The sequence below is a fragment of the Altererythrobacter sp. CAU 1644 genome (assembly GCF_029623755.1).
Classification (GTDB): domain Bacteria; phylum Pseudomonadota; class Alphaproteobacteria; order Sphingomonadales; family Sphingomonadaceae; genus Erythrobacter; species Erythrobacter arenosus.
The window spans coordinates 1,397,453-1,419,302 of sequence record NZ_CP121106.1; the positions used below are offsets into that span (position 1 = coordinate 1,397,453).

24 protein-coding genes are annotated in these 21,850 nt (G+C 64.8%); 13 read left to right on the top strand and 11 right to left on the bottom strand.

Annotation, left to right across the window (positions count from 1 at the left end):
- Positions 1-32: 32 nt before the first annotated feature.
- Positions 33-893, bottom strand: coding sequence for a pantoate--beta-alanine ligase (panC, locus tag P7228_RS06885; RefSeq protein ID WP_278017723.1), 861 nt, complete (start codon positions 891-893; stop codon positions 33-35).
- A gap of 23 nt (positions 894-916) precedes the next feature.
- A complete protein-coding gene (locus P7228_RS06890) occupies positions 917-2,353 on the bottom strand; it encodes a pyridoxal phosphate-dependent decarboxylase family protein (protein WP_278017471.1) in 1,437 nt (478 codons plus the stop codon).
- A gap of 179 nt (positions 2,354-2,532) precedes the next feature.
- On the opposite strand from P7228_RS06890, the gene P7228_RS06895 reads away from it, so the two are divergent.
- From P7228_RS06895 to P7228_RS06920, 6 genes are all read left to right on the top strand, one after another.
- Complete coding sequence (locus P7228_RS06895) at positions 2,533-3,342, top strand: division plane positioning ATPase MipZ (protein WP_278017472.1); 810 nt, start codon at positions 2,533-2,535, stop codon at positions 3,340-3,342.
- 3 nt (positions 3,343-3,345) lie between these two features.
- Positions 3,346-3,645, top strand: coding sequence for a J domain-containing protein (locus P7228_RS06900; protein WP_278017473.1), 300 nt, complete (start codon positions 3,346-3,348; stop codon positions 3,643-3,645).
- Between the two features lie 76 nt (positions 3,646-3,721).
- Complete coding sequence (pgmG, locus tag P7228_RS06905; RefSeq protein WP_278017474.1) at positions 3,722-5,125, top strand: phosphoglucomutase/phosphomannomutase PgmG; 1,404 nt, start codon at positions 3,722-3,724, stop codon at positions 5,123-5,125.
- Positions 5,126-5,152: 27 nt separating this feature from the next.
- Positions 5,153-5,950, top strand: coding sequence for a hypothetical protein (locus P7228_RS06910; RefSeq protein WP_278017475.1), 798 nt, complete (start codon positions 5,153-5,155; stop codon positions 5,948-5,950).
- A gap of 21 nt (positions 5,951-5,971) precedes the next feature.
- A complete protein-coding gene (locus P7228_RS06915) occupies positions 5,972-6,643 on the top strand; it encodes a crotonase/enoyl-CoA hydratase family protein (protein ID WP_278017476.1) in 672 nt (223 codons plus the stop codon).
- A 33-nt stretch (positions 6,644-6,676) separates the two neighbouring features.
- Positions 6,677-9,145 (top strand): ligase-associated DNA damage response DEXH box helicase, encoded by a 2,469-nt coding sequence (locus tag P7228_RS06920; protein WP_278017477.1) that lies wholly within the window; start codon positions 6,677-6,679, stop codon positions 9,143-9,145.
- On the opposite strand, the gene P7228_RS06925 is transcribed toward P7228_RS06920, so the two are convergent.
- The 6 genes from P7228_RS06925 to P7228_RS06950 all read right to left on the bottom strand — a co-directional run bounded on the left by P7228_RS06925 (position 9,139) and on the right by P7228_RS06950 (position 12,877).
- Entirely contained in the window at positions 9,139-9,660 is a 522-nt protein-coding gene (locus P7228_RS06925) for an ExbD/TolR family protein (RefSeq protein ID WP_278017478.1), read from the bottom strand. The genes P7228_RS06920 and P7228_RS06925 overlap by 7 nt on opposite strands.
- Positions 9,657-10,091, bottom strand: a complete 435-nt coding sequence (locus P7228_RS06930) for an ExbD/TolR family protein (RefSeq protein ID WP_278017479.1) — start codon at positions 10,089-10,091, stop codon at positions 9,657-9,659. The genes P7228_RS06925 and P7228_RS06930 overlap by 4 nt, the downstream gene beginning before the upstream one ends.
- A gap of 189 nt (positions 10,092-10,280) precedes the next feature.
- Positions 10,281-10,727, bottom strand: a complete 447-nt coding sequence (locus P7228_RS06935; RefSeq protein WP_278017480.1) for an ExbD/TolR family protein — start codon at positions 10,725-10,727, stop codon at positions 10,281-10,283.
- A 32-nt stretch (positions 10,728-10,759) separates the two neighbouring features.
- Positions 10,760-11,290, bottom strand: coding sequence for an ExbD/TolR family protein (locus tag P7228_RS06940; RefSeq protein WP_278017481.1), 531 nt, complete (start codon positions 11,288-11,290; stop codon positions 10,760-10,762).
- 78 nt (positions 11,291-11,368) lie between these two features.
- Entirely contained in the window at positions 11,369-12,142 is a 774-nt protein-coding gene (locus P7228_RS06945) for a MotA/TolQ/ExbB proton channel family protein (protein ID WP_278017482.1), read from the bottom strand.
- A gap of 78 nt (positions 12,143-12,220) precedes the next feature.
- The gene (locus P7228_RS06950) at positions 12,221-12,877 is read right to left on the bottom strand and encodes a TonB family protein (RefSeq protein WP_278017483.1); all 657 of its coding nucleotides are present in this window, start codon (positions 12,875-12,877) and stop codon (positions 12,221-12,223) included.
- A 348-nt stretch (positions 12,878-13,225) separates the two neighbouring features.
- On the opposite strand from P7228_RS06950, the gene P7228_RS06955 reads away from it, so the two are divergent.
- The 3 genes from P7228_RS06955 to P7228_RS06965 all read left to right on the top strand — a co-directional run bounded on the left by P7228_RS06955 (position 13,226) and on the right by P7228_RS06965 (position 15,882).
- Positions 13,226-14,074, top strand: a complete 849-nt coding sequence (locus P7228_RS06955; protein ID WP_278017484.1) for a hypothetical protein — start codon at positions 13,226-13,228, stop codon at positions 14,072-14,074.
- An 85-nt stretch (positions 14,075-14,159) separates the two neighbouring features.
- The gene (locus tag P7228_RS06960; RefSeq protein ID WP_278017485.1) at positions 14,160-14,579 is read left to right on the top strand and encodes an acyl-CoA thioesterase; all 420 of its coding nucleotides are present in this window, start codon (positions 14,160-14,162) and stop codon (positions 14,577-14,579) included.
- Positions 14,572-15,882, top strand: coding sequence for a homoserine dehydrogenase (locus P7228_RS06965; protein ID WP_278017486.1), 1,311 nt, complete (start codon positions 14,572-14,574; stop codon positions 15,880-15,882). Before P7228_RS06960 ends, P7228_RS06965 begins: the two co-directional genes overlap by 8 nt.
- Here the strand turns inward: P7228_RS06965 and P7228_RS06970 are convergent.
- Complete coding sequence (locus tag P7228_RS06970; RefSeq protein WP_278017487.1) at positions 15,842-16,459, bottom strand: hypothetical protein; 618 nt, start codon at positions 16,457-16,459, stop codon at positions 15,842-15,844. The genes P7228_RS06965 and P7228_RS06970 overlap by 41 nt on opposite strands.
- A gap of 71 nt (positions 16,460-16,530) precedes the next feature.
- On the opposite strand from P7228_RS06970, the gene glpX reads away from it, so the two are divergent.
- From glpX to P7228_RS06985, 3 genes are all read left to right on the top strand, one after another.
- Positions 16,531-17,526 carry a class II fructose-bisphosphatase gene (gene glpX / locus P7228_RS06975; RefSeq protein ID WP_278017488.1) on the top strand — a complete coding sequence of 332 codons (996 nt, stop codon included), beginning with the start codon at positions 16,531-16,533 and terminating at the stop codon, positions 17,524-17,526.
- A 94-nt stretch (positions 17,527-17,620) separates the two neighbouring features.
- On the top strand, positions 17,621-18,556 hold the full coding sequence (locus P7228_RS06980; RefSeq protein ID WP_278017489.1) for a ribose-phosphate pyrophosphokinase: 936 nt from the start codon (positions 17,621-17,623) through the stop codon (positions 18,554-18,556).
- On the top strand, positions 18,556-18,954 hold the full coding sequence (locus P7228_RS06985) for a cupin domain-containing protein (protein WP_278017490.1): 399 nt from the start codon (positions 18,556-18,558) through the stop codon (positions 18,952-18,954). Before P7228_RS06980 ends, P7228_RS06985 begins: the two co-directional genes overlap by 1 nt.
- A 10-nt stretch (positions 18,955-18,964) precedes the next feature.
- Here the strand turns inward: P7228_RS06985 and P7228_RS06990 are convergent, their stop codons facing one another.
- Both P7228_RS06990 and P7228_RS06995 read right to left on the bottom strand, forming a co-directional pair.
- A complete protein-coding gene (locus P7228_RS06990; protein WP_278017491.1) occupies positions 18,965-19,915 on the bottom strand; it encodes a helix-turn-helix domain-containing protein in 951 nt (316 codons plus the stop codon).
- Between the two features lie 81 nt (positions 19,916-19,996).
- Positions 19,997-20,962 carry a helix-turn-helix domain-containing protein gene (locus P7228_RS06995; RefSeq protein WP_278017492.1) on the bottom strand — a complete coding sequence of 322 codons (966 nt, stop codon included), beginning with the start codon at positions 20,960-20,962 and terminating at the stop codon, positions 19,997-19,999.
- Between the two features lie 85 nt (positions 20,963-21,047).
- Here P7228_RS06995 and hisN point away from each other — a divergent pair, with 85 nt between their 5' ends.
- Positions 21,048-21,839, top strand: coding sequence for a histidinol-phosphatase (gene hisN, locus P7228_RS07000; protein WP_278017493.1), 792 nt, complete (start codon positions 21,048-21,050; stop codon positions 21,837-21,839).
- The last annotated feature ends 11 nt before the right edge of the window (positions 21,840-21,850 follow it).

The following is a 21,850-nucleotide window of genomic DNA, read 5'->3' on the forward strand; positions in this document are numbered from 1 at the left end:
ACTTGTAACTTAGGTGCCCGAGTCCCACCAAATCAGCCGGCCCCGACTTTCATGTTATCGATCAATCGCGTACCGCCAATCCGCGCGGCAACCAGCAAGCGCGCAGGGGCACTTGTGAGGGCGGCCAATTGCTCAAGTGTCCGGGCATCGACCAGCTCGGCGTAATCAACCTCGTCGAAACCGGCGCTGAGCAAATCGTCCTCGAGCGCGGCGAGCGCGCGCGTGACGTCGGCGCCTTCCTCGATCCGGGCGATCGCCTCGCGCATCGCGCGCGGCAGCGTGGCGGCGCGTTCGCGGTCGCTCGGCGAGAGATAGCGATTGCGGCTCGACATCGCGAGACCATCGGGCTCGCGCACGGTGGGCACCCCCACGATTGCGCTCGCATGCGGGCGCGACAGGTCGAGGTCGCGCGCCATCGCCCTGATGACCGTCAGCTGCTGGAAATCCTTCTCGCCGAAAAACGCCTGGTCGGGCATGACCTGATTGAACAGCTTGCACACGACGGTCGCGACCCCATCGAAATGGCCGGGCCGCGAGGCGCCACAGAAGTTCTCTGTCAATTTGCTCACGGCAACCTCGGTGCCGAAGCCCTCGGGGTACATCGCCTTTACGTCCGGGGCCCACAGCAGCGAGACCCCCTCCGCCTCCAGCATGGCGGAATCCTCCGCCAACTGGCGCGGATAGGCATCGAGATCTTCGTTGGCGCCGAATTGGGTGGGGTTGACGAAGATCGATGCCACGACATGATCGCATGCCTGTTTCGCTTCGCGCACCAGCGCAAGATGGCCCTGATGCAATGCGCCCATGGTCGGGACGAGAGCGATGCTCGCACCGTCGCGGCGCAGGCCCGCCATGGCAGCGCGCAGCGCGTCGAGCTCGCTCACGGTCTGCATGGCCACGGCTGTCCCCTTCTCGCCTATCCCTGAGGCTCCATGCCCCGAGCGACCTGCTGGATCAACTCCCACGCCTCCTCGACATGGCGGGTCTCGGTCATCTGGCCGCCGACCTGGAAGCGGATGACGAACCGCCCGCGAAAACGATTCTGGGTGAGATAGATCCTGCCGCTGTCGTTGAGCCGGGCAAGCAGTTCCTCGTTGACCGCATCGAGCTGGTCCTCGGTTACGCCTTTGGGTCGATAACGGAAGGAGAACAGCGACAGCCTGAGCGGCGAGGTTATCTCGAAATCCTCGGCCGCGACGACCTTGGCATAGAGCGCCGCCGCGAGCGTCATGTGCGCACGGATCTTCTCGCGCAGCCCCTCGGCGCCATAGCTGCGCAGGACGAACCACAGCTTGAGCGCGCGGAAGCGGCGGCCGAGCGGCACCGACCAGTTCTGGTAGTCGGTAACCTGATCACTCTCGCGCGACTTCAGATACTCGGGAACGAGCGCCAGCGTACGTTCGAGTGCACCGGCATCGCGCACGTAGTACGCCGAGCAATCGAAATTGGTGAACAGCCACTTGTGCGGGTTGAAGACGAGGCTGTCGGCCAGCTCGATACCGTCGATGAGGTGGTGCAGTTCGGGGCAGATCAGCGCCGATCCGGCCCAGGCCCCGTCGACATGCAGCCAGACCTTTTCCGCGCGCGCGAACTCGCCCAGCGGGCGAAGCGGATCGATCGCGCCCGTGCCCGTCCCGCCGAGCGCGGCGACAATGGCGAGCGGCGTAATGCCGACTGCGCGATCCTCCGCCACGGTGCGCGCCAAGACCTCCAGATCGATCGAGAGGTCGTCGTTCACCGCGATCTTGCGTAGGTTATCGCGCCCCAGACCGATCACCTTCAGGCCTTTTTCAATCGAGCTGTGCGATTCCTCGCTGCAATAGACGGCAAAGCGCTGACCTTCTGCGCCAAGCGCGAACAGCCCAGCGTCATTGCCCCGCCAACCGCTCGCCTGCTCGCGCGCGGTAAGCAGCGCAACGAGCGTCGCGCTGGTGGCGCTATCCTGGATCACGCCGCGGAAGCCTTCGGGAAGGCCGATCAGCTGGGCAAGCCAGTCGAGCACGCGCCCTTCCATCTCGTTGGCCGCGGGCGAGGTCTGCCACAGCATGCATTGCGCGGCGATGGCGGCGGTAAGGAATTCGGCCAGCACGCTCGGCGGGCTCGCATTGGCTGGAAAGTAGGCGAAGAAGCTGGGGTGCTGCCAATGGGTGATGCCCGGCATGATGTCGCGTTCGAAATCCGCCATGATCTCGGCCATGGCGGTGCCGCTCTCGGGCGCGGAAGCGGGCAGCTTGGCCGCGATTTCGCCCGGCTTGACCTGCGCGCGCACCGGATAGCTTTCGATATTGGCGAAATAGTCGGCAATCCAGTCGACCATGGCGTGGCCTGCCGCGCGGAAATCCTCGTTATTCAAGCCGGTTCACCCCTCATATACCGCTCAGCGTTAGCCTCCGTACTAACCAGTTCTCAACCGCTACGACCAATCTGCGGTTTGCCAGTGCAAACTTGGTTCAGATATAGTTCGCGCCGTGCATAAGGCCCTCTGGGGCAAAGCAAAGCGCCAATAGCAAGACAGTAGGAGTTCGTCGCAGCGTGTCCAGCAATCGCCCCCATCGGATCGTTTTCGCCAATGAGAAGGGCGGTACCGGCAAATCGACCACGGCGGTCCATATCGCGGTGGCGCTGGCCTATCGCGGGGCGCGGGTGGCGGCGATCGACCTCGATCCGCGCCAACGCACCTTTGCGCGCTACCTCGAAAATCGCGCCGAAACCGCACAGCGCCGCCAGATCGACCTCCCGACCGCCGAATTCACCGTCTACGAGGGCGAAGTCGATGGGCTCGAGGCCTTGTCGCAGGAAATGGGCGACCGCGCCGACTTCCTGATTTTCGATACCCCCGGCCGTGACGATCCGCTTGCGCGCCATGCCGCGACCGAGGCCGACACGCTGGTCACGCCGATGAACGACAGCTTCGTCGATTTCGACCTCATCGGTCAGGTCGAGGGCGAGACCTTCAAGGTCAAGCGGCTCAGCTTCTATGCCGAGCTGATCTGGGAAGCGCGGATCAAGCGCAGCCGCGCGACGATCGAGCAGCAAAGGCGCGAGATGGACTGGGTCGTGGTCCGCAACCGCACCGGCCATGTCGAGGCGCGCAACATGACGCGTATCGAGCAGGCGCTGACCGAGCTGTCGAAGCGGGTCGGTTTCCGCGTGGCGCAGGGTCTGTCCGAACGCGTGATCTATCGCGAGCTGTTCCCCTCGGGGCTGACGCTGCTCGACAAGGGACACCTGGGCGAGCTCGGGACCAGCCATCTGGTCGCGCGCCAGGAGCTGCGCCAGCTGGTCCAGTCGCTCAACTTGCCCGCGTTCACCGGCGCCGAGCCGAGGCTGGAGTTCGCCTGAGCCATGCTGCGGCTGGTCATCATCGTCGCGATCGCGAGCGTGTTCTGCAAATGGGCGCTGGGCAAGTGGCCATGGGACTATCTGCGCCCGACTTCGACCCGGCAGCAGGCGATCTTCAAGGCGCGCAAGCTGCTTGCCGTCCGCGAGAATGCGACCCACTCGGAAATCCTCGAGGCGCACAAACGGCTGATCACCATGGTTCATCCCGACCGTGGCGGCTCCAACGACCAGGTGCACGAGGCCAATGCCGCGCGCGACCTGCTGCTCGACGAACTCCCCGACGTTCTCCCCGACCAGAACTGAAACAATTAGACTTCACAGCCACGGCTCGGCCCGCCACAACGGGGCGAGATCCGAATTGAAGGGGCATTCTGCCAAGATGAAGCACGATTTTCACCCGACCGTTCTGCGCGAATACGACATCCGCGGGATCATTGGCGAGACGCTCGGGCCCGACGACGCACGGGCGATCGGCCGCGGCTTCGCTACCTTGCTCAGCCGCGCCGGCGGTTCGAAGGTCGCGGTCGGGTTTGACGGGCGGGTGAGTTCGCCGATCCTCGAACACGCGCTGATCGAGGGGCTGACCTCGAGCGGCTGCGACGTGGTGCGGGTCGGCATGGGGCCAACCCCCATGCTCTATTACGCGGAGGCATCAGCCGAAGAGGTGGACGGCGGCATTCAGATAACTGGCAGCCACAATCCCGCCAATTATAACGGCTTCAAGATGGTATTTCAGGGGCGCCCCTTCTTCGGGGAGGACATCCAGACGCTCGGCCGGATGGCTGCCGAGGGCGACTGGATCGATGGCACCGGCGAAGTCGAGAACCGCGAGATCATGGGCGAGTATGTCGAGCGGCTGCTCGCCGGGCTCGATGGGATCGACCGCGATGCGCTCTCCTCGCTCAAGGTTGGCTGGGATGCCGGGAACGGTGCCGCCGGACCTGCGCTTGAGGCGCTCGCCGCGCGGCTGCCGGGGGAGCATCACTTGCTGTTCACCGAGGTCGACGGCAATTTTCCCAATCATCATCCCGATCCCACTGTCGAAGCCAATCTGGAGGATCTGAAGGCGCTCGTCGCGGCCAAGCAGCTCGATTTCGGAGTGGCTTTCGATGGCGACGGCGACCGGATCGGCGCAGTCGACGGCGAGGGGCGTGTGATCTGGGGCGACCAGTTGCTGATGATCTATGCCGAAGACCTGCTCACGCGCCGCGGGAATGCGACGATTATTGCCGATGTGAAGGCCAGCCGCGCCCTGTTCGACCATGTCGCGAAATGCGGTGGCGAGCCGCTGATGTGGAAGACCGGCCACTCGCTGATTAAGTCCAAAATGAAGGAAACTGGTTCGCCGCTGGCGGGCGAGATGAGCGGACATGTGTTCTTCGCCGACACCTATTACGGCTATGACGATGCGCTCTACGCGGGCGTGCGGCTGATCGCCGCGGCGGCGCGGCTGGGCAAATCGGTGACACAGTTGCGCGGCGAAATGCCCGCCATGCTCAATACGCCCGAGATGCGATTCCAGGTCGATGAGAGCCGCAAGTTCGCCGCGATCGAGGAAATTGCTGCGCGCATTGCTGCCAGCGATGCCGTGGCCGACACCACCGATGGCGTGCGCGTCACGACGGACGACGGCTGGTGGCTGCTGCGCGCATCGAACACGCAGGACGTACTTGTCGCCCGCGCTGAGAGCGAAACCGAGGCGGGCCTCGGGCGCTTGCTGGTGCAGATCGACGAGCAACTGGCCCTGTCGGGCCTCGAGCGCGGCGAAAGCGTCGGGCACTGATCCAAATTCTCGGAGGGACAACTCACCATGATCCGCAAATCAATCCTGGCCCTTGGCGCCGGTCTCGCACTGGCCACCCAGCCGGTCGCGGCCCAGGACGAACCCGATGCCGAAGCCTTCGCCGCGCTCAGCGAGATGTTCAAAGTCGAACCGCTGACCGCCGAGCAGCAAGCGCGCTTGCCGCAGGCCCAGGCAATCATCGAGCGGATGATTCCCGAAGGCGCGATGGGCGAGATGATGGGATCGATGTTCGACGGGATCATGACGCCGATCATGGAAATGGCGACCAAGGCGCCGCGCGGCGACGTGGCCAAGCAATTGGGGGTCACGCCCGCCGAACTCGAAATGAGCGACGAGGAGCTCGTCGAACTGGCCGATATGCTCGACCCGATCCGCGAGCAGCGCAACGCCCGCTTCCTTGAGGTCATGCCCGCGATCATGGGGGAAATGATGACCGCGATCGAGCCGACCATGCGCAAGGCGATGGCAGAGGCCTATGCCGTCTATTTCGACGAGCGGGAACTGGCCGACATCGATGCCTTCTTCTCGACCCAATCGGGGCTGTCCTTCGCGCGCAAGAGCTTCACCATGTCGAGCGACCCACGCGTGGTCGGCGGAATGATGGAGGCGATGCCAGCGATGTTTGCGTCGATGGCGACCATCGAGGCGCGAATGGAAGAGGCCACCGCCGATCTGCCGCCGGTGCGCGACTTCGCGCAGCTTTCGGCAGCCGAACGCAAACGGGTGGTCGAGCTGACCGGCTTCAGCGAAGCGGAGCTGCGCGAATTCCAGGCGGCCGCAGCCTCGATGGAAGCGTCGGAATAGAACAACAGAGAAGGAAGCCCCATGTCGATCACCCTCTCCATCAGCGATGACATTGCCACGATCACGCTCGACGATGGCAAGGCCAATGCGATCAACCCGGAATGGCTCGACCAGTTTCTCGAGCGCTTCGGCGAGGCTGAGAAGGGCGCGAAGGCGATCGTCATCGCCGGACGCGAGGGCGTGTTCAGCGGCGGGTTCAATCTCAAGTGGATGCCCACGGCCACGGCCGAGGAGATGGGCGGATTGCTCGATACGGCGGGCGAGCTGTGCTGCCGGGTCTATGGCAGCCCGCGCCCGGTGGTCGCCGCCTGCACCGGCCATGCAATCGCGATGGGGCTGTTCTTGCTGCTGAGCTGCGACACGCGGATCGGCGCGCAGGGCGAATTCCGCTTCGGCGCCAACGAGACGCTCAATGGGATGAACTTGCCGGTCTTCGCGCAGGAGATGTGCAGGGCGCGGCTCGACTCGACCAAGCTGACGCTGCTCGTCACCCAGGCCTATATGTACGGGCCGGAAGAGGCGCTCGCTTTTGGCGCGCTCGACAAGATCGTCGAACCGGCCGAGGTGATCGCGACGGCGCAGGCCACGGCGCGCCTGCTCGCACAACTGCCGGGCGGCGCCTACGGCTGGAACAAGCAGGCCATGAACAGCGCGACCATCGAGCGTATTCGCGCGACCACCAACGGCTACTAGCGCTGCCCGGAGATTTGCCGCATGGATTGCGGCATGCCGCGCGAAGGGCTTCCCTCGGAGATAAGTGACTGGTTTTCCAGCCGTGGCTGGCGCGTGCGGCGGCATCAGGCGGACATGCTCGAGGCTGCGGACAAGGGGCAGCACGCACTGCTGGTGGCGGATACTGGCGCGGGCAAGACGCTCGCGGGCTTCCTGCCGACGCTGGCCGATTTCTGCCCCTCGCGGCTGGACGGAGCGAAGCCACCCGACGGGTTGCACACGCTCTATGTTTCGCCCCTCAAGGCGCTGGCGCATGACGTGCAGCGCAACCTGCTCACCCCGGTCGAGGAGATGGGGCTACCGATCCGGATCGAGACGCGCAGCGGCGATACGCCATCGGATCGCAAGAAACGCCAGCGGCTGAAACCGCCCAATGTGCTGCTGACCACGCCCGAAAGCCTCTCGCTGCTGCTGTCCTACCCCGACAGTTTCGAGATGTTTCGCGGCCTGAAACGCGTGGTGGTGGACGAGGTCCATGCCTTTGCCACCGGCAAGCGCGGCGACCTGCTCGCGCTCGCGCTGACACGCCTGCAGGCGATCGCGCCCGAGATGCAGCGCGCGGCCTTGTCGGCAACCGTGGCCGATCCAGAGGGGTTCCGCGCCTGGCTCGCGCCCTGGGGAGATCTGGACGCGGTCGAACTGGTCGACGGCGAGAAGGGGGCGGAACCGCAGGTCGAGATCCTGCTGCCCGACGAAGAACGCGTGCCCTGGGGCGGCCATGCCGGGCGCTGGGCGATCCCGCAGCTGTACGAGGAGATTCGCCGCAACCAGACCACGCTGATCTTCACCAATACGCGCTTCCTCGCCGAGTTCATCTTCCAACTGCTGTGGGACATCAACGAGGACAACCTCCCCATCGGCATCCATCACGGCTCGCTCGCCAAGGAGGCGCGGCGCAAGGTCGAAGGCGCGATGGCGCGGGGCGAACTGCGTGCGCTGGTCTGCACCGCCAGTCTCGATCTCGGGGTCGACTGGGGCGACATCGACTGCGTGGTGCAGATGGGCGCGCCCAAGGGGTCGTCGCGCCTGCTGCAACGCATCGGCCGGGCCAACCACCGGCTCGACCAGCCGAGCCGCGCGATCCTCGTCCCCGGCAATCGCTTTGAATTCCTCGAGGCCACGGCGGCCAAGGACGCAGTCGACGATGGCCAGCGCGACGGCGAGGATTTCCGCCCCGGCGGGCTCGATGTGCTCGCCCAGCATGTCATGGCCTGCGCTTGCGCCGGGCCGTTCCACGAGGACGAGCTCCACCGCGAAGTGAGAAGCTCGCTCGCCTATGCCTGGGTCGAGCCGGAGGATTGGCAGCGCGTGCTCGGCTTCGTCGAGAACGGCGGCTACGCGCTCAAGGCCTATGACAAGTTCAAGCGGATCGTCCGCGACCGAGAAGGCGTGTGGCGGCTGACCCATCCCGAGCATGCGCAACGGCACCGGATGAACGCCGGGATCATCGTCGATAGCGAGATGCTGACCGTGCGCTTCCGAAACGGGCGCAATCTCGGCAAGGTCGAGGAGCGCTTCGCCGCGACGCTTTCGCCGGGCGATACCTTTTTCTTTGCCGGGCTGAGCCTCGAGGTCGAACAGATCAAGGATATGGACGTCGTGGTGCGCGCGGCGAAGAAGAGCGCCACCATCCCCTCCTACGGCGGCCAGCGGCTGCCGATCTCGACCCATCTGGCCAGCCGCGTGCGCGAAATGCTGGTCGACCGGGCGGGCTGGGCGCGGTTCCCCGACGACGTGCGCGAATGGCTAGAAGTGCAGGACTGGCGCAGCCAGATGCCGGGGCCGGGGATGCTGCTGGTCGAGAGCTTTCCGCACGCGAAGAAGCACTACAGCGTTTACTACACTTTCGAAGGGTGGAACGCGAACCAGAGCCTCGGCATGCTGATCACGCGGCGGATGGAGGATCGCGGGCTGCAACCGGGCGGCTTCGTCGCCAATGACTATTCGCTTGCGGTGTGGGGCCTGAAGCCGGTCACGGATCCGGCGCCGCTGCTGTCGCCCGACATCCTGGCGCATGAATTCGTCGAATGGGTGCAGGAAAGCTATTTGCTCAAGCGTGCCTTCCGCGAAGTGGCGGTGATCGGCGGGCTGGTCGAGCGCCAGCACCCGGGCAAGCGCAAGACCGGGCGGCAGGTCACCTTCTCGACCGACCTGATCTACGACGTGCTGCGCAAGTATGAGCCCGACCACGTCTTGCTAGAGGCGGCCTGGGCCGATGCCCGCGCGCGGATGACCGATGTCGGGCGGCTTGGCGACCTGCTCGAACGTTCGGAGCGCGAGCTGGTCCATGTCGAGCTCGAGCGCGTGTCACCGCTTGCGGTCCCGGTTATGACGATGATCGGGCGCGAGGCAGTCCCGCAGGGCGCGGTCGACGAAGAGCTATTGCTCGAGGCGGAGACGCTGGCGGGCGAGGCGATGCGGGTCGAGGAGCGGCCAGCTTCGGAAGGCGACAACGATCAGTAGAAATACGGCGAACATTCCGCGCTTTGCGCCGGCAGAGGTTCCGCTAGATCAGGGGCGACTTCGAATCTGCGGTACCGCGCGGTTTCGGCAAACCGAAAGCATCTATCGACCAGGCCTTCGCGGCGGATGATGTCCATCACTTCAAGCGCACGCTCGTAAGATGCGTCCGCGTCCGGGTGGAACAGCAAGGCAGGTTGCGGAGAATCGTCGTACGTACCTGCCAGGATCAAGGCCAGTTCGCTGTCCGAGACGACAGTGCCGTTCCAGCGCGTTGTGTCGTCCGCCGCAATGGTGACGCGGTTGTAGGTGGGTGTCAGCACATCGAGAAAATCGGGTGGCGGGGGCGCGGGAAGCTGGACCAGCAAGGCATGCCGGGGATTGACGTAGACGCCCATCAGCAGCGCGGCCCCGATCAACCAGATCGACGCGAGCGGTGCGAGGCTCGGGCGCCACAGCGGCGGCTCCCGATGCAACTGGCTGATCGCCGCGCGGCGCCGCCCCACGAACCTTTTCATCGGTCGAAATTCCTGTGCCGTTCGTTTCCGACAAAGGCGAAGTTCTTCGCGCCGGCATCCTTGATCAGCGCGATGGTCTTCGCCGAGGTGTCGTAGCTTGCGAGCGGATCGGGCTCGAAGCGCAGCACCGGTCGGGTGGGCAGCGCGCTGGCATAACCAACCTGCGCCTTCAGGCGATCGCGCGAAACGGGTTCACCGTTCCAGAATAGCCGGTCGCCTGCGTCAATGACGACAGTATTGCCTTCGCTGTGGCTGAAGCATCCCGGGCACGGTCCGGGCAAGTCGATCTCGGTCTTATGGGTCGCGATCGGCACCACCATGATCAGCATGATAATGAGGACCAGCAGGACGTCGATGAAGGGGGTGACGTTCATCTCGGACATCGGCCGTGCGCGGGCGTAGATGTCGGGGCGGCGATAGGTCGTCGGCATTGCAACTCTCCCACTGCAATAATGCAATGTTATATCACAACGCCTCGTTGGGCAAGAAGAGCTTGATTGCGGCTGGCGGGAGCTTTCCTGTGTTCCAACTGAAGCGAGAATTGCGCCCTTGCTCTTGGGCAAAGAAAAAGGGGCGGATCGCTCCGCCCCTTCTCGCTATTCGATAGTGATCCGCTGCGCTTACTGGACGCCGCCGATCGAGCCGAACTGACGATACTTCTCGTTGCCGACGAAACCGAACTTGGTCACGCCCGAGGCCTTGATGATGTTGAGCACCTTGGCCGAGAGATCGTAGCTCGCGAGCGCTTCCGGTTCGAACTGCAGTTCGGGCTCGACCGCCATCTGGGTCGATTCCGCCAGCAGCGTGCGCAGCTGCCCGGCATCGATCGGGTTGCCGTTCCAGAGAATTTCGTTGGTCTGAGTCAGAACCAGCTTGTTCTTGATCGGCTCGACGATCACGTCGGGTGGGGTCGGGCTCGGCGCAGGAAGGTCGATATCGACCGAGTGCGTCGCAACCGGGATGGTGATGATGAACATGATGAGGAGAACGAGCAGGACGTCGATCAACGGCGTCATGTTCATTTCCATCATCGGCGAGCCATCATCCTTGCCGCCTGCCATTGCCATGGTGTGTTACTCCTGTTTCTCTGCCGGCCCGGTCAGATGCCTGGTTCGACCGGGTTGGAGATGAAGCCGACCGTAGGGTAGCCAGCAGCCTGGATGTTGTAGATCGCACCGGCGACACAGCGCCATGGCGCGTTCACGTCACCGCGAATGTGCACCTGCGGGATCGCCTCGGGATCTTCCATGATCGCTTCCGCGCCACCGGCGCGCTGCACGATCGCGTCGAGACGTTCGAATGCCTGGTCGTAGAGCTCTTCCGAGGTCACCGGGGTCACGTTGTTGAAGTAGACCCGGCACTCTCCATTGCGAGTCGCACCTTCGAACCCAGGTTCACCAGCGCTGCGGCCGTTCGCATCCGTCGTGCTCACAGTCAGCAGCAGGTTCTCGACCTTGTCCTTCGACTCCACCGACTCCATGACGGGGATCTCGAGCTTCTCGATCGTCTGGATCGCCACCGGAACCGCGATGAGGAAGATGATCAGGAGCACCAACATCACGTCCACGAGCGGCGTGGTGTTGATGTCTGACATCGGGGTCTCTGCCCCGCCTCCCATCTGAATGGCCATTGCTAAATCCTATCCGTAAAACTTCGCCAATTTCTGCGGATGCGGGGGCGACACGTGGCCGCCCCCGTCATCGACGGATCAGGCCTTCGGGGCCGCAGCCGGAGCAGCAGCAGGCTTGGCAGCGGTCTTGGCCGCCGGAGCAGCCACGACAGCGGGCTTCACCGCACCGTTCGAGTTGAAGTAGGCCAGCAGTTCGGTCGAGAAACCGGTCAGGTTCTCGGCGATACGGCGATTGCGGCTCTGCAACCAGTTGTAAGCAAGCACGGCCGGAACCGCGACGAGCAGACCGATGGCGGTCATGATCAGTGCTTCACCAACCGGGCCAGCGACCTTGTCGATCGATGCCGAACCGGCGAGACCGATGTTGATCAGGGCGCGGTAGATACCGATAACCGTACCGAGCAGACCGACGAAGGGAGCGGTCGCGCCCACGGTTGCGAGGAACGGGAGGCCGCCGTTCAGGCGTGCCATGATCGAATCTTCCGACCGCTGCAGCGAACCGTGCAGGTAGTCGTGGGCTTCGAGGCTGTCGGTCATCTTGGCAACGTCGTCGTTCGCCTTGTTGGCATCGTCGACGATCTGGCGCCACGCGCTGTTCTTCTCGAGCTTGGCCGCGCCGTCCTTGAGGCTCGGAGCGCGCCAGAAGTTGGTGCGCACGCCCTTGTACTGGCGCATGATCTTGTTCTGCTCGAGCAGCTTCGTGATCAGGATGTAGAACGAGCCGACCGACATGATAACCAGCACGCTGAAAATGAACCAGGCGATGGCACCGCCCTGTTCCATGGCTTCCCAAAACCCAAACTGGGTCTTGGGACCCGCTTCACCTGCTGCTGCAAGAAGTTCGATAATCATTGCGAATAGTCCTCTTAAAAAATTGTCCCCGTGAAACCCGGCTTTCGCGTCCGGCGAGCAGGGTTCAGATCAACGTCTTTAATTCAACCGGTACGTGATTGCGGTGGAATAGCTGTCCTGGATCGCATTGCCGGCGGCATCGAGCGCAGGATCGAATCGAGCGTAACGCTGCATGCCCTGGCAAGCGGCTTCGTCGAGAATGCTCGACCCGCTCGACCGCGACACGCGGCAGCCGGCAACCCGGCCATCCGTTCCGACCGTCACGGTAACACCGACGGTACCCTGGATTTCCTCACGCAGTGCGCGCGAAGGATAGTTCTCCTGGATACGTGCAGCCCAGCGACCCTGACCCTTCGGCGACGCGCCTCGCGCCTTGGAAGGCGGCGGCGGGGGAGCCGGAGGTGCCGGCGGCGGTACCACCAGCGCCGGGGGTGCAGGCGGCGGAATCGTCGGCTGCGTTCGGATCGGCGGCGGTGCCGGCGCGATGTTGATCGGCGGCGGCGGTGCGACCGGCGGCGGCGGAGCCTGGTCAGGCTCTGGCGGCGGCGGCTCGTCCGGTTCTTCGGGGGGCGGTGGTTCCTCGATATCGACGGTAGTTACGCGCTCCACAACTTTCTTGGCTGCCTCGTAGGCGAGCCCGCTGATGAGTACGTAGCCGATACCCACATGAATCAACGCCACGATGATCAGAGCGATAATGCGGTTACCGCTCATTTGTTGGTCAGCGTAGGCCATCCAGTCGCTTTCTCTCCATTTCCGAGTCGGACCGAAGCCCGACAATCATTCGCCGCAGAACCGAACCTGCGGGAATCCCAATCCATTTTCCTCCCTGGCCGAGAGAATTCTCTCGGTTGGGACGGCGAGCCGGGCCATGACCGGACCGCATCCCGGACGGTGGCGAGAATGTCCCCAACGCCACCCAATCCGGCGCCCGCTTTAACCGCCATACCCCACCCGCGCAAACGCTTTATCGGTTAACGGCTGATTCACAGGCTGTTGTATGGAACATACAGGCAAGCAGAAAGTTTCCCGGCCACCGCGATGATTCGATGGTAACCTGGCCCCAGCAGGATAGTGAGCAGCATGAACTTCATGAGACATTTCGGATATTTGGTCGCGGCGACCCTGACCCTTGGAACCGCGCAGATTTGTGCGGCCCAGCAGGTCGAGGTGCCGGCCGACGCGCTGACCTATGCCGACGTGGCCGACCTCGCCGATCCGGCGCAGCTGGTGGTGCGGGCACAGGTGAAGAAACAGATCGAAGTCGAGCCCGAGCGGGCTCCCGGTCTCGCGCCCGGATTCGTTCGGCTCTATATCGAGGCCAAGACGCTGGCGCTGATCTCGGGCCGCGTCCCGATCGGCGAATCGCTGCGTTACCTGGTCGACCTGCCGCGCGATGCGAAGGGCAAGGCGCCGAAGCTCAGGAAGCAGGAAGTGCTCCTGTTCGCCAACCCGGTGGCCGGGCGCCCGGGAGAGCTGCGGCTCGTCGGCCCCAATGCCCAGCTTGCCTACTCACCCGAGCGAGAGGCCAGGATCCGGCCGGTCTTGGCCGAACTGGTTGCAACCGATGCGCCGCCGGTCGTGACCGGGGTCAGCGATGCGCTGTCGGTCCCCGGGAACCTCGTCGGCGAATCGGAGACGCAGATTTTCCTCGAAACCGCCGACCGATCGCCGGTCTCTATCACGGTCCTGCGGCGCCCGGGGCGCGATCCGGTCTGGGGCGTGTCATGGGGCGAGATCATCGACCAGGCCGCCCTCCCTCCACAGGCCAACACGCTGGCCTGGTATCGCCTCGCTTGCGCCCTTCCGGCGCGCCTGCCTTCGAACGCGAACCTCTCGCGCGAACCCGCCAGCCGCGCCCAGGCGGAGCGCGATTACTCGCTCGTGCTCGGTGCGCTCGGGCCCTGCGTGCGGACCCTGGTGCGACCATAGCGCGCGCTCCGGCCAAGCCGATCTAGCGTCACCTCAAGACAAAGTGGTTCCATCACACCCTGTCCCCGCGCTAGGGGCAGGACCGATGAGCGAACCCTTCAAACACACTTTTCGCGTGCGCTATGCCGAAGTCGACCCGCAGTCGGTCGTCTTCAATTCGCGCTATCTCGAATATGCGGACATCCTGGTGACCGAGTATTTCCGCGACTGCCGCGAGCGCGGCATGCCGGCGGACCTGGAGTTCCACGTGCGCCGCGCAGAAGTGGACTATCTCGCCCCGATCAGGGTCGATGAGTTGATCGAGGGGCGGCTTACCGTGCCCAGCATCGGCAATTCGAGCATGGAGCAGCGCATCACGCTCCATGGTGCCGATGACGATTCGCTGCGCGCGGAAATCCGGCTGGTGGCGGTGTTTGTCGACCTGCCGACCGGCAAACCGCAACGCATTCCCGATGCCGCCCGCAGCGCGTTCGGGCATCCGGTGGAGGAGGCCCAGAATGGCTGAGCCGCTGCGCATAGCCCTTGCGGGACTGGGCACCGTCGGGGCCGGCGTCATCCGCCTGATCGAAACCAACCGCGACCTGCTGGCCGCGCGCGCCGGTCGCGAGCTCAAGGTGGTCGCAGTCAGCGCGCGCGATCGTGCGAAGGATCGCGGCGTCGACCTGTCACCCTATACCTGGGAAGACGACATGGCGGCGCTCGCCGCGCGCGACGATGTCGACGTAGTGGTAGAACTAGTTGGCGGCGCGGACGGCCCTGCGCTCGCGCTAGCGCATGCAGCGCTCGACAATGGCAAGGCTTTGGTCACAGCCAACAAGGCGATGATTGCGCATCACGGCATCGCGCTCGCAGAAAGCGCCGAGGAGCAGGACGTCGCGCTCAAGTTCGAGGCGGCGGTGGGCGGCGGCATTCCAGTAGTGAAGGGGCTGCGCGAGGGCACTTCGGCCAATGCGCTCGAACGGATCTACGGCATCCTCAACGGCACCTGCAATTACATCCTCTCCAAGATGGAGGACACCGGCGCCGACTTCGCCGAGGTTCTCTCCGAGGCGCAGCGGCTGGGCTATGCCGAGGCCGATCCGACCTTCGACATCGAGGGCGTCGACGCCGCGCACAAGCTCGCCATCCTCGCCGCGATCGGCTTCGGCGCGCGGCTCGATTTCGCCGCCGTGCGCACCACCGGCATCACCCAGGTCAAGGCAGCCGACATCGCACAGGCCGATGCGCTCGGCTTCGTCATTCGCCTCATCGCCATGACCGATGTGGAGGAGAGCGACAGCGGCGAACCGCTGCTGCTCCAGCGCGTGCGCCCCTGCCTCGTGTCGAAGGGTCATCCCCTGGCGAGCGTCGACGGTCCGACCAATGCGGTCGTCGCCGAGGGCAATTTCTCCGGCCGCCTGCTGTTCCAGGGCGCAGGTGCGGGCGATGGCCCTACCGCCAGCGCGGTCGTCGCCGACCTCATCGACATTGCGCGTGACGAAGTGGGCGCGCCATTCTCCATCCCTGTCGCCCAGCTCGCGGCGATGCAGCCGACCGAACCGGGGCACCGGATCGAGAGCACCTACCTCCGCTTTACCGTCAACGATCGGCCCGGCGTCCTGGCCGAGATCACTGCGGCGATGCGCGACGCAGGGGTCTCGATCGAAAGCCTGATCCAGCAGGGACGGGCGGTCGATGGCGGCGATGTGCTGGTTGCCATGGTCACGCATGAGGGGCCGGAGCGCTGCGTGCGCGAGGCGCTCGACCTGCTCGACGGTTCGGAAAGCCTTACGGCTCCGCCTCTGGTTCTGCCGATCCTGCGGGATTAGCGGCTGCGTCAGGGCGCGCGACGGTGCTTGGCGGCAAGCCCAGCACGCCGCTCTGTTGTGATCGGGGGGGCGCATTCGCGGCATCGCGGCCCAGCGGCGGCAACCCGCGCGCGATACGATCGGCATCGGATCCGGGTGGGGCCTCGGGCAGTGCTTCGATATCGATGATCAGGGCGGGGTCCTTCGGGCACGGCGGGATAAAGCACAGGCCGCCGACCGTGGCAGGTCCGCGAAATATGCCTTCGCCTGCCACATCCGGCGGCAGGATGTCTCCGGCATGCATGGTCTCGCGGGCGTAGCGTTTCTTCGCATCGCTTTCCGGCATGGTCCGGAACTTGCGCTGGTCCTGCTTGCGGCGACAGACCACGATCTCGCCCGACAGAATGGCGGCTTCCTGCTCGTCCGAGCAGTCCTCCATCGGCGGTTCGGGACCGTATAGTTCCTCGGTCGTGGCTAGCACGTCGATCCGCGTGCTGCCGTCAGGCGCGGTGGTTTCGCGCTGCTGGGCGTGCGCTGGCGTGGCGCAAAGGAGGCAGAGCAAGATGAGCGGGAGGGGGCAATTGCGGATGATTGGCATAGGTATGCTCGACAAATCCGCCTCCCCCGGTCTAAGCGCCCGACAACTCACAGCCTTGGACTGAATTGCTCATGAATACCGACATCCTCGCGAAGAAGCCGAAATCCTCCAAAGCGCTCGACCGCGTGCTCGTGCTCGAGATGGTCCGCGTGACCGAGGCGGCTGCCGTCGCGGCATCGCAATTGATCGGTCGCGGCGACGAGAAGGCGGCCGATGCCGCTGCCGTCGAGGCCATGCGCCGCGCCTTCGACGATCTCTACATGGATGGCACGGTGGTGATCGGCGAGGGCGAACGCGACGAGGCGCCGATGCTTTATATCGGCGAGAAGGTCGGCGGTGCGCCGGGCAAGGGCCCCAAGATCGACATCGCGCTCGACCCGCTCGAAGGCACCACGATCACTGCCAAGGCCGGACCCAATGCACTGGCCGTGCTGGCCGCGGCGGAAGAGGGTTGCCTGCTCAATGCGCCCGACGTCTATATGGACAAGCTCGCGGTGGGCCCCGGCTATCCCGAAGGCATCATCGACCTCGCCAAGTCGCCGACCGACAATGTGAAGGCAGTGGCCGAAGCCAAGGGTGTCGACCCGTCCGACATCATCGTCTGCGTGCTCGACCGCCCGCGCCATGCCGAGCTGATTGCCGAACTGCGCGGCCTCGGCTGTGGCGTGGTGCTGATCGGCGACGGCGACGTTGCGGGCGTGATCGCGGTGACCGACGAAGACACCACGATCGACATGTACATGGGTCAGGGCGGGGCGCCAGAAGGCGTGCTCGCGGCGGCGGCACTGCGCTGCGTCGGCGGCCAGTTCAACGGACGGCTCGTCTTCCGCAATGAGGACGAGAAGGCCCGCGCCCGCAAATGGGGCATCGAGGACCTCGACCGGATCTACAAGCTGCAGGACCTCGCCAAGGGCGACTGTATCTTCGCTGCGACCGGCGTAACCTCGGGCTCGCTGCTCGACGGGGTCAAGCGCCTGCGCAGCGGGGTGATGACGACCGACAGCGTGGTCATGCGCGCCTCATCGGGCACCGTGCGCTGGATCAAGGGCGAACACCGGATCGGGTAGTCGCCCCTGCTGGGCAAAACGGCAGCCCCTCCCCTGTTGCATTCCCATGACTCTCGTCTAGGCGGGGGCAACATCTGCATCGGGGATTCGCATCATGAAGATCATGTCGGGCAATTCGAACCTGCCGCTCGCGCGTGCGGTCGCGGCCTATCTCGAAATCCCGCTGACCGATGCGAGCGTCCGCCGCTTCGCCGACGAGGAAGTCTTCGTCGAGATTCATGAGAATGTCCGCGGCGAGGACGTTTTCCTCGTCCAGCCGACCAGCTTCCCGGCGAACGACAATCTGATGGAGCTGCTTATCTGCATCGATGCGCTCAAGCGCGCGTCGGCCAAGCGGATCACCGCAGTGGTGCCCTACTTCGGCTATGCGCGGCAGGATCGCAAACCGGGCCCACGCACACCGATTTCGGCCAAGCTGGTCGCCGACCTTATCACCCGGGCGGGCGCCGACCGCGTGCTGGCGGTCGATCTGCACGCGGGGCAGATCCAGGGCTTCTTCGATATTCCGACCGACAATCTCTATGCCGCGCCCGTCATGGCGGCCGATATCCAGGCCCGCTACGGCGACCAGGACCTGATGGTCGTCTCGCCCGACGTCGGTGGCGTGGTCCGTGCCCGCGCTTTGGCGAAGCGGCTCGACAACGCCCCGCTGGCTATCGTCGACAAGCGCCGCGACCGTCCGGGCGAAAGCGAAGTGATGAACATCATCGGTGACGTCTCGGGCCGCCACTGCATCCTGATCGACGACATCGTCGATTCGGGCGGCACGCTGTGCAACGCCGCGCAGGCGCTGCTCGACGAAGGCGCAAAGAGCGTGGCCGCCTACATCACCCACGGCGTGCTGTCGGGTGGCGCGGTTGCGCGGGTCGACGGTTCGGCGCTCAAGGAACTGGTGATCACCGATTCGATCCGGCCTACCGAAGCGGCCGAGGCTTCGGCCAAGATCCGTATCCTCACCATCGCACCGCTGCTGGGCGAGGCGGTGCGCCGGATCGCCGACGAAAGCTCGGTTTCGAGCCTGTTCGACTGATGCCCGGGCTGCGGTCCCCGGCTGTGCTGCTCGCGGCGGCGCTGGCGGGATGCACCACGCAGGCCAAGCTCTACGACCCACCTGCTGTTCCCGGCGTGGCCTTGCAGGGGCCGATCATGTCGGCGCCTGGCCGGGCGCTCCGCAGTCGTGACCTGTCGCTGCCGCCCGGAGCGATCGTGCCCCAGCATTATCATGCCGGAGAGGAATTCGTTTACGTGATCGAAGGCGACGTCACCCTGCGCCGCAAGGGGATGCCCGATCTCGTGATGCGAGCGGGCGACGGCTTGCGAATTGCGCCCGGCACGGTTCATTCGGCCGAAGCCGGCGACAACGGCTTTCGCGCCATCGCCACCTATGTGCTGATCGAAGGCGAGCCAGAGCGAACGCCGGTCGACTAGGCTCCCCGATTCAGGGCTGCCAGGGGCGGCGTTCCCCCGGCTCCAGGCGCTCGAGCTCCTCGAGACGACGGGCCTGACGTTGCTCCATCGCGATGGTCATCAGCGGTCGAGGCTCGGCGCGGAACTTGTGCGGTGTGACCCCGAAGAAGCTGGCGAACTCGCGGATCAGGTGCGACTGGTCGAAATAGCGCAGGATGATGTCCTGCTCCTCGTCTTCGTCGACGACTCCACATAGCGAAGAGGCGAGGTCGAGCGCCCGCGCACGCCGCATCACGAGCCGCGGGGTCAGCCCAAAGTCGCGCTTCACCACCCGTTCGAGCTTGCGCAGGCTGATGTTGAAGCTCTCGGCGAGCTCGCTCAGCGATCGCGTCGGATTCTCGAACGCAGCCATTTCAAACGCGGCCGAGATCGGGTCGGGCGGCTCGGGGTCGTGCTTCTTGATATAGCGCCGCAGGGCTTCCTCGAGCGCAATATTCCATTGTTCAGGGGTATATTGGTCCGTCAGCACGTCCTGGAAATCGGGGTGGCCGATGCCGAAGATATCGACCCGTTCGATCCGGTCGACGATCTCGACCGCGCTCCGCTTGGTCAGCGCGTGCCAAGCGCCGGCGCGCAAGCCGAACCCGGCCGACATGATGTCGCCTGTCACCGTCAACGGCATGTAGCGCGCGTGTTGCCCGAACTGCAGCACTTCGTTGTGATAGGTGCCGTGTCCGTCCCGCGTCATCGCGGTCCACCGCCCGTTGAAGACGTAGCGGGTGTAATCCATGTCGTTGCACATGCCGCAGGCGAGCAGCATGTCGGGATCGTTGGTCGCCTTGGCCGAGATGAGGCGCGCAACCCACGGCGCGATGTCGCTCGCCGGTGCACGATTCTCCGACAGCGGCAGCCCATCGCGAGAGGTGCCCGACAGCGGTGCCAGGTTCCTTCTCCAGATATCGGTGTAGGTGCTGTCTGCCATTTACCCCATGCGACCTGCCGTTTTCCGGCCTCTATACGCGATTTTACAAAGCGATATTGGAGTGATCCGCCATTTAACCGTTTAACGCCGCCATGGCGGCAAAGTCCCCGGATGATTGCGGCCGAGCACTTCCAGCCTGCGCTGCTGCCGGGCTTCCAGGGTCAAAGTCATCAAGGGCGCGGGAGAGCGGGCAAATTGCTTGGGCGTCATCCCGAAGAAATGCGAGAATTCGCGGATCATGTGCGACTGGTCATAATAGCGCAGGGCCATGACTTCCGCTTCCGCATGGTCGGCGACTCCGCGCAGATCCGCGGCGATGTCGAGCGCCCGGGCGCGCCGCAACACCTTCTTGGGCGTCTGGCCGTAGGCGCGCTTGATCAGCCGCTCGAGTCGCCGCTGGCCGATACCGTGCTCGTCGCAGAAATCGCGCACGCTGAAATTGGGGTTCTCGAATGCCGCCCGGTCGAAGGCACCGATGATCGGGTCCGGCCGATGCCCGCCGTGCAGAGCGATCAATTGGCGCATGAGCTTGTCTGCCACGGCCAGCCAGCGCTCGGGCGGTCCGGCGGGGTCGAACCACTTGATCAGCGTCTTGCTCCTGCCCCATTCCTGATCGCCGTAGACGTCGTCGTAATAGATCACGCGATCGAGTGTTTCGGCGATCGGCGGGCCGTTGAGCGCATCGACCGCACCTGGACGTAGCGCGACTCCCAGCACGGCAAAGGGGCCGCGCACCGTCACTGGCATGACCTTGGTCTGGGGGCCGGCGAAGACCGCGGTGCGCTTGTAGCGGCCCTTGCCGTAGATCGTCTCGGCGGTCCATTCGCCGCGGAAGATGACGCGCAGGATCGGCGTGTCCGACAGGATCCCGCAGCGCACCACATTGTTCGGATCGGCGTCGATATCGGTGGCGTAGATGCGCGCCACCCAGGGCGCGATGTCGCTCGCCGGGGCTCGGTTTATCGAGAGCGGATCACCGTTGCGGGCATGACCATAGGCCGAGCGCAGCCCGCTGGTATTTCCCTCATGGTTGTCTTCCTCGGACATTTCTATATTGGCCCCAAGTGATCAACCATTGCACAAGACGGCGGTTCCGCACAACTTGTCGATCTTGCCGCCCGGGAAAGCTTTCATGAAATTGCCTGACGTCGAATTGGCCAATCGTCTCGCCGATGCTGCCGGCCATGCCATCCGGCCGCTGTTTCGCGGCGATTGGAGCCAGGAGAAGAAGGGCGACATGACCTTCGTTACCGAGGCCGATCGCGCCGCCGAGGCCGCGATGCGCGCGATCATCGAGGCCGAGCGCCCCAATGACGGTATCGTGGGCGAGGAATATGGCACCCGCAACGAAGGCGCGGGGCGGCAGTGGGTGCTCGACCCGATCGACGGCACCACCAGTTTCATCGCCGGGCGCCCGATCTTCGGGACGCTGATCGCGCTGGTGCAGGACGGTTGGCCGGTGCTCGGCGTGATCGACCAGCCTATTCTAAAGGAGCGCTGGGTCGGGCTGATCGGCGAAGGGACGACCTTCAACGGCCAGCCGGTGCGCTGCGCCCCGTGCAAGGACTTGGCCGATGCGGTGCTGGGCACGACGACGCCGCACCAGTTTTCGGGCGATGACGTCGATGCCTTCATGGGGGTCGCCAAGTCGGTTGCCGAGCGCAAGATCATCTATGGCGGCGATTGCTACAATTATGCACTCTGCGCCTCGGGCCACGTCGACCTCGTGGTCGAGGCCGGGCTCAAGCTTTACGACTATGCCGCGCTGGTGCCGGTGGTCGAAGGCGCCGGCGGGATCATGAGCGACTGGCAGGGCAATCCGCTCGACGCCGGTTCGGACGGACGGGTCATAGCGCTGGGCGACCCCGCGCGGCTGGAGGATGTGCTGGAGGCGATGAGCGGGGTCGAACACGATCACCACTAGGGTGCGCGACC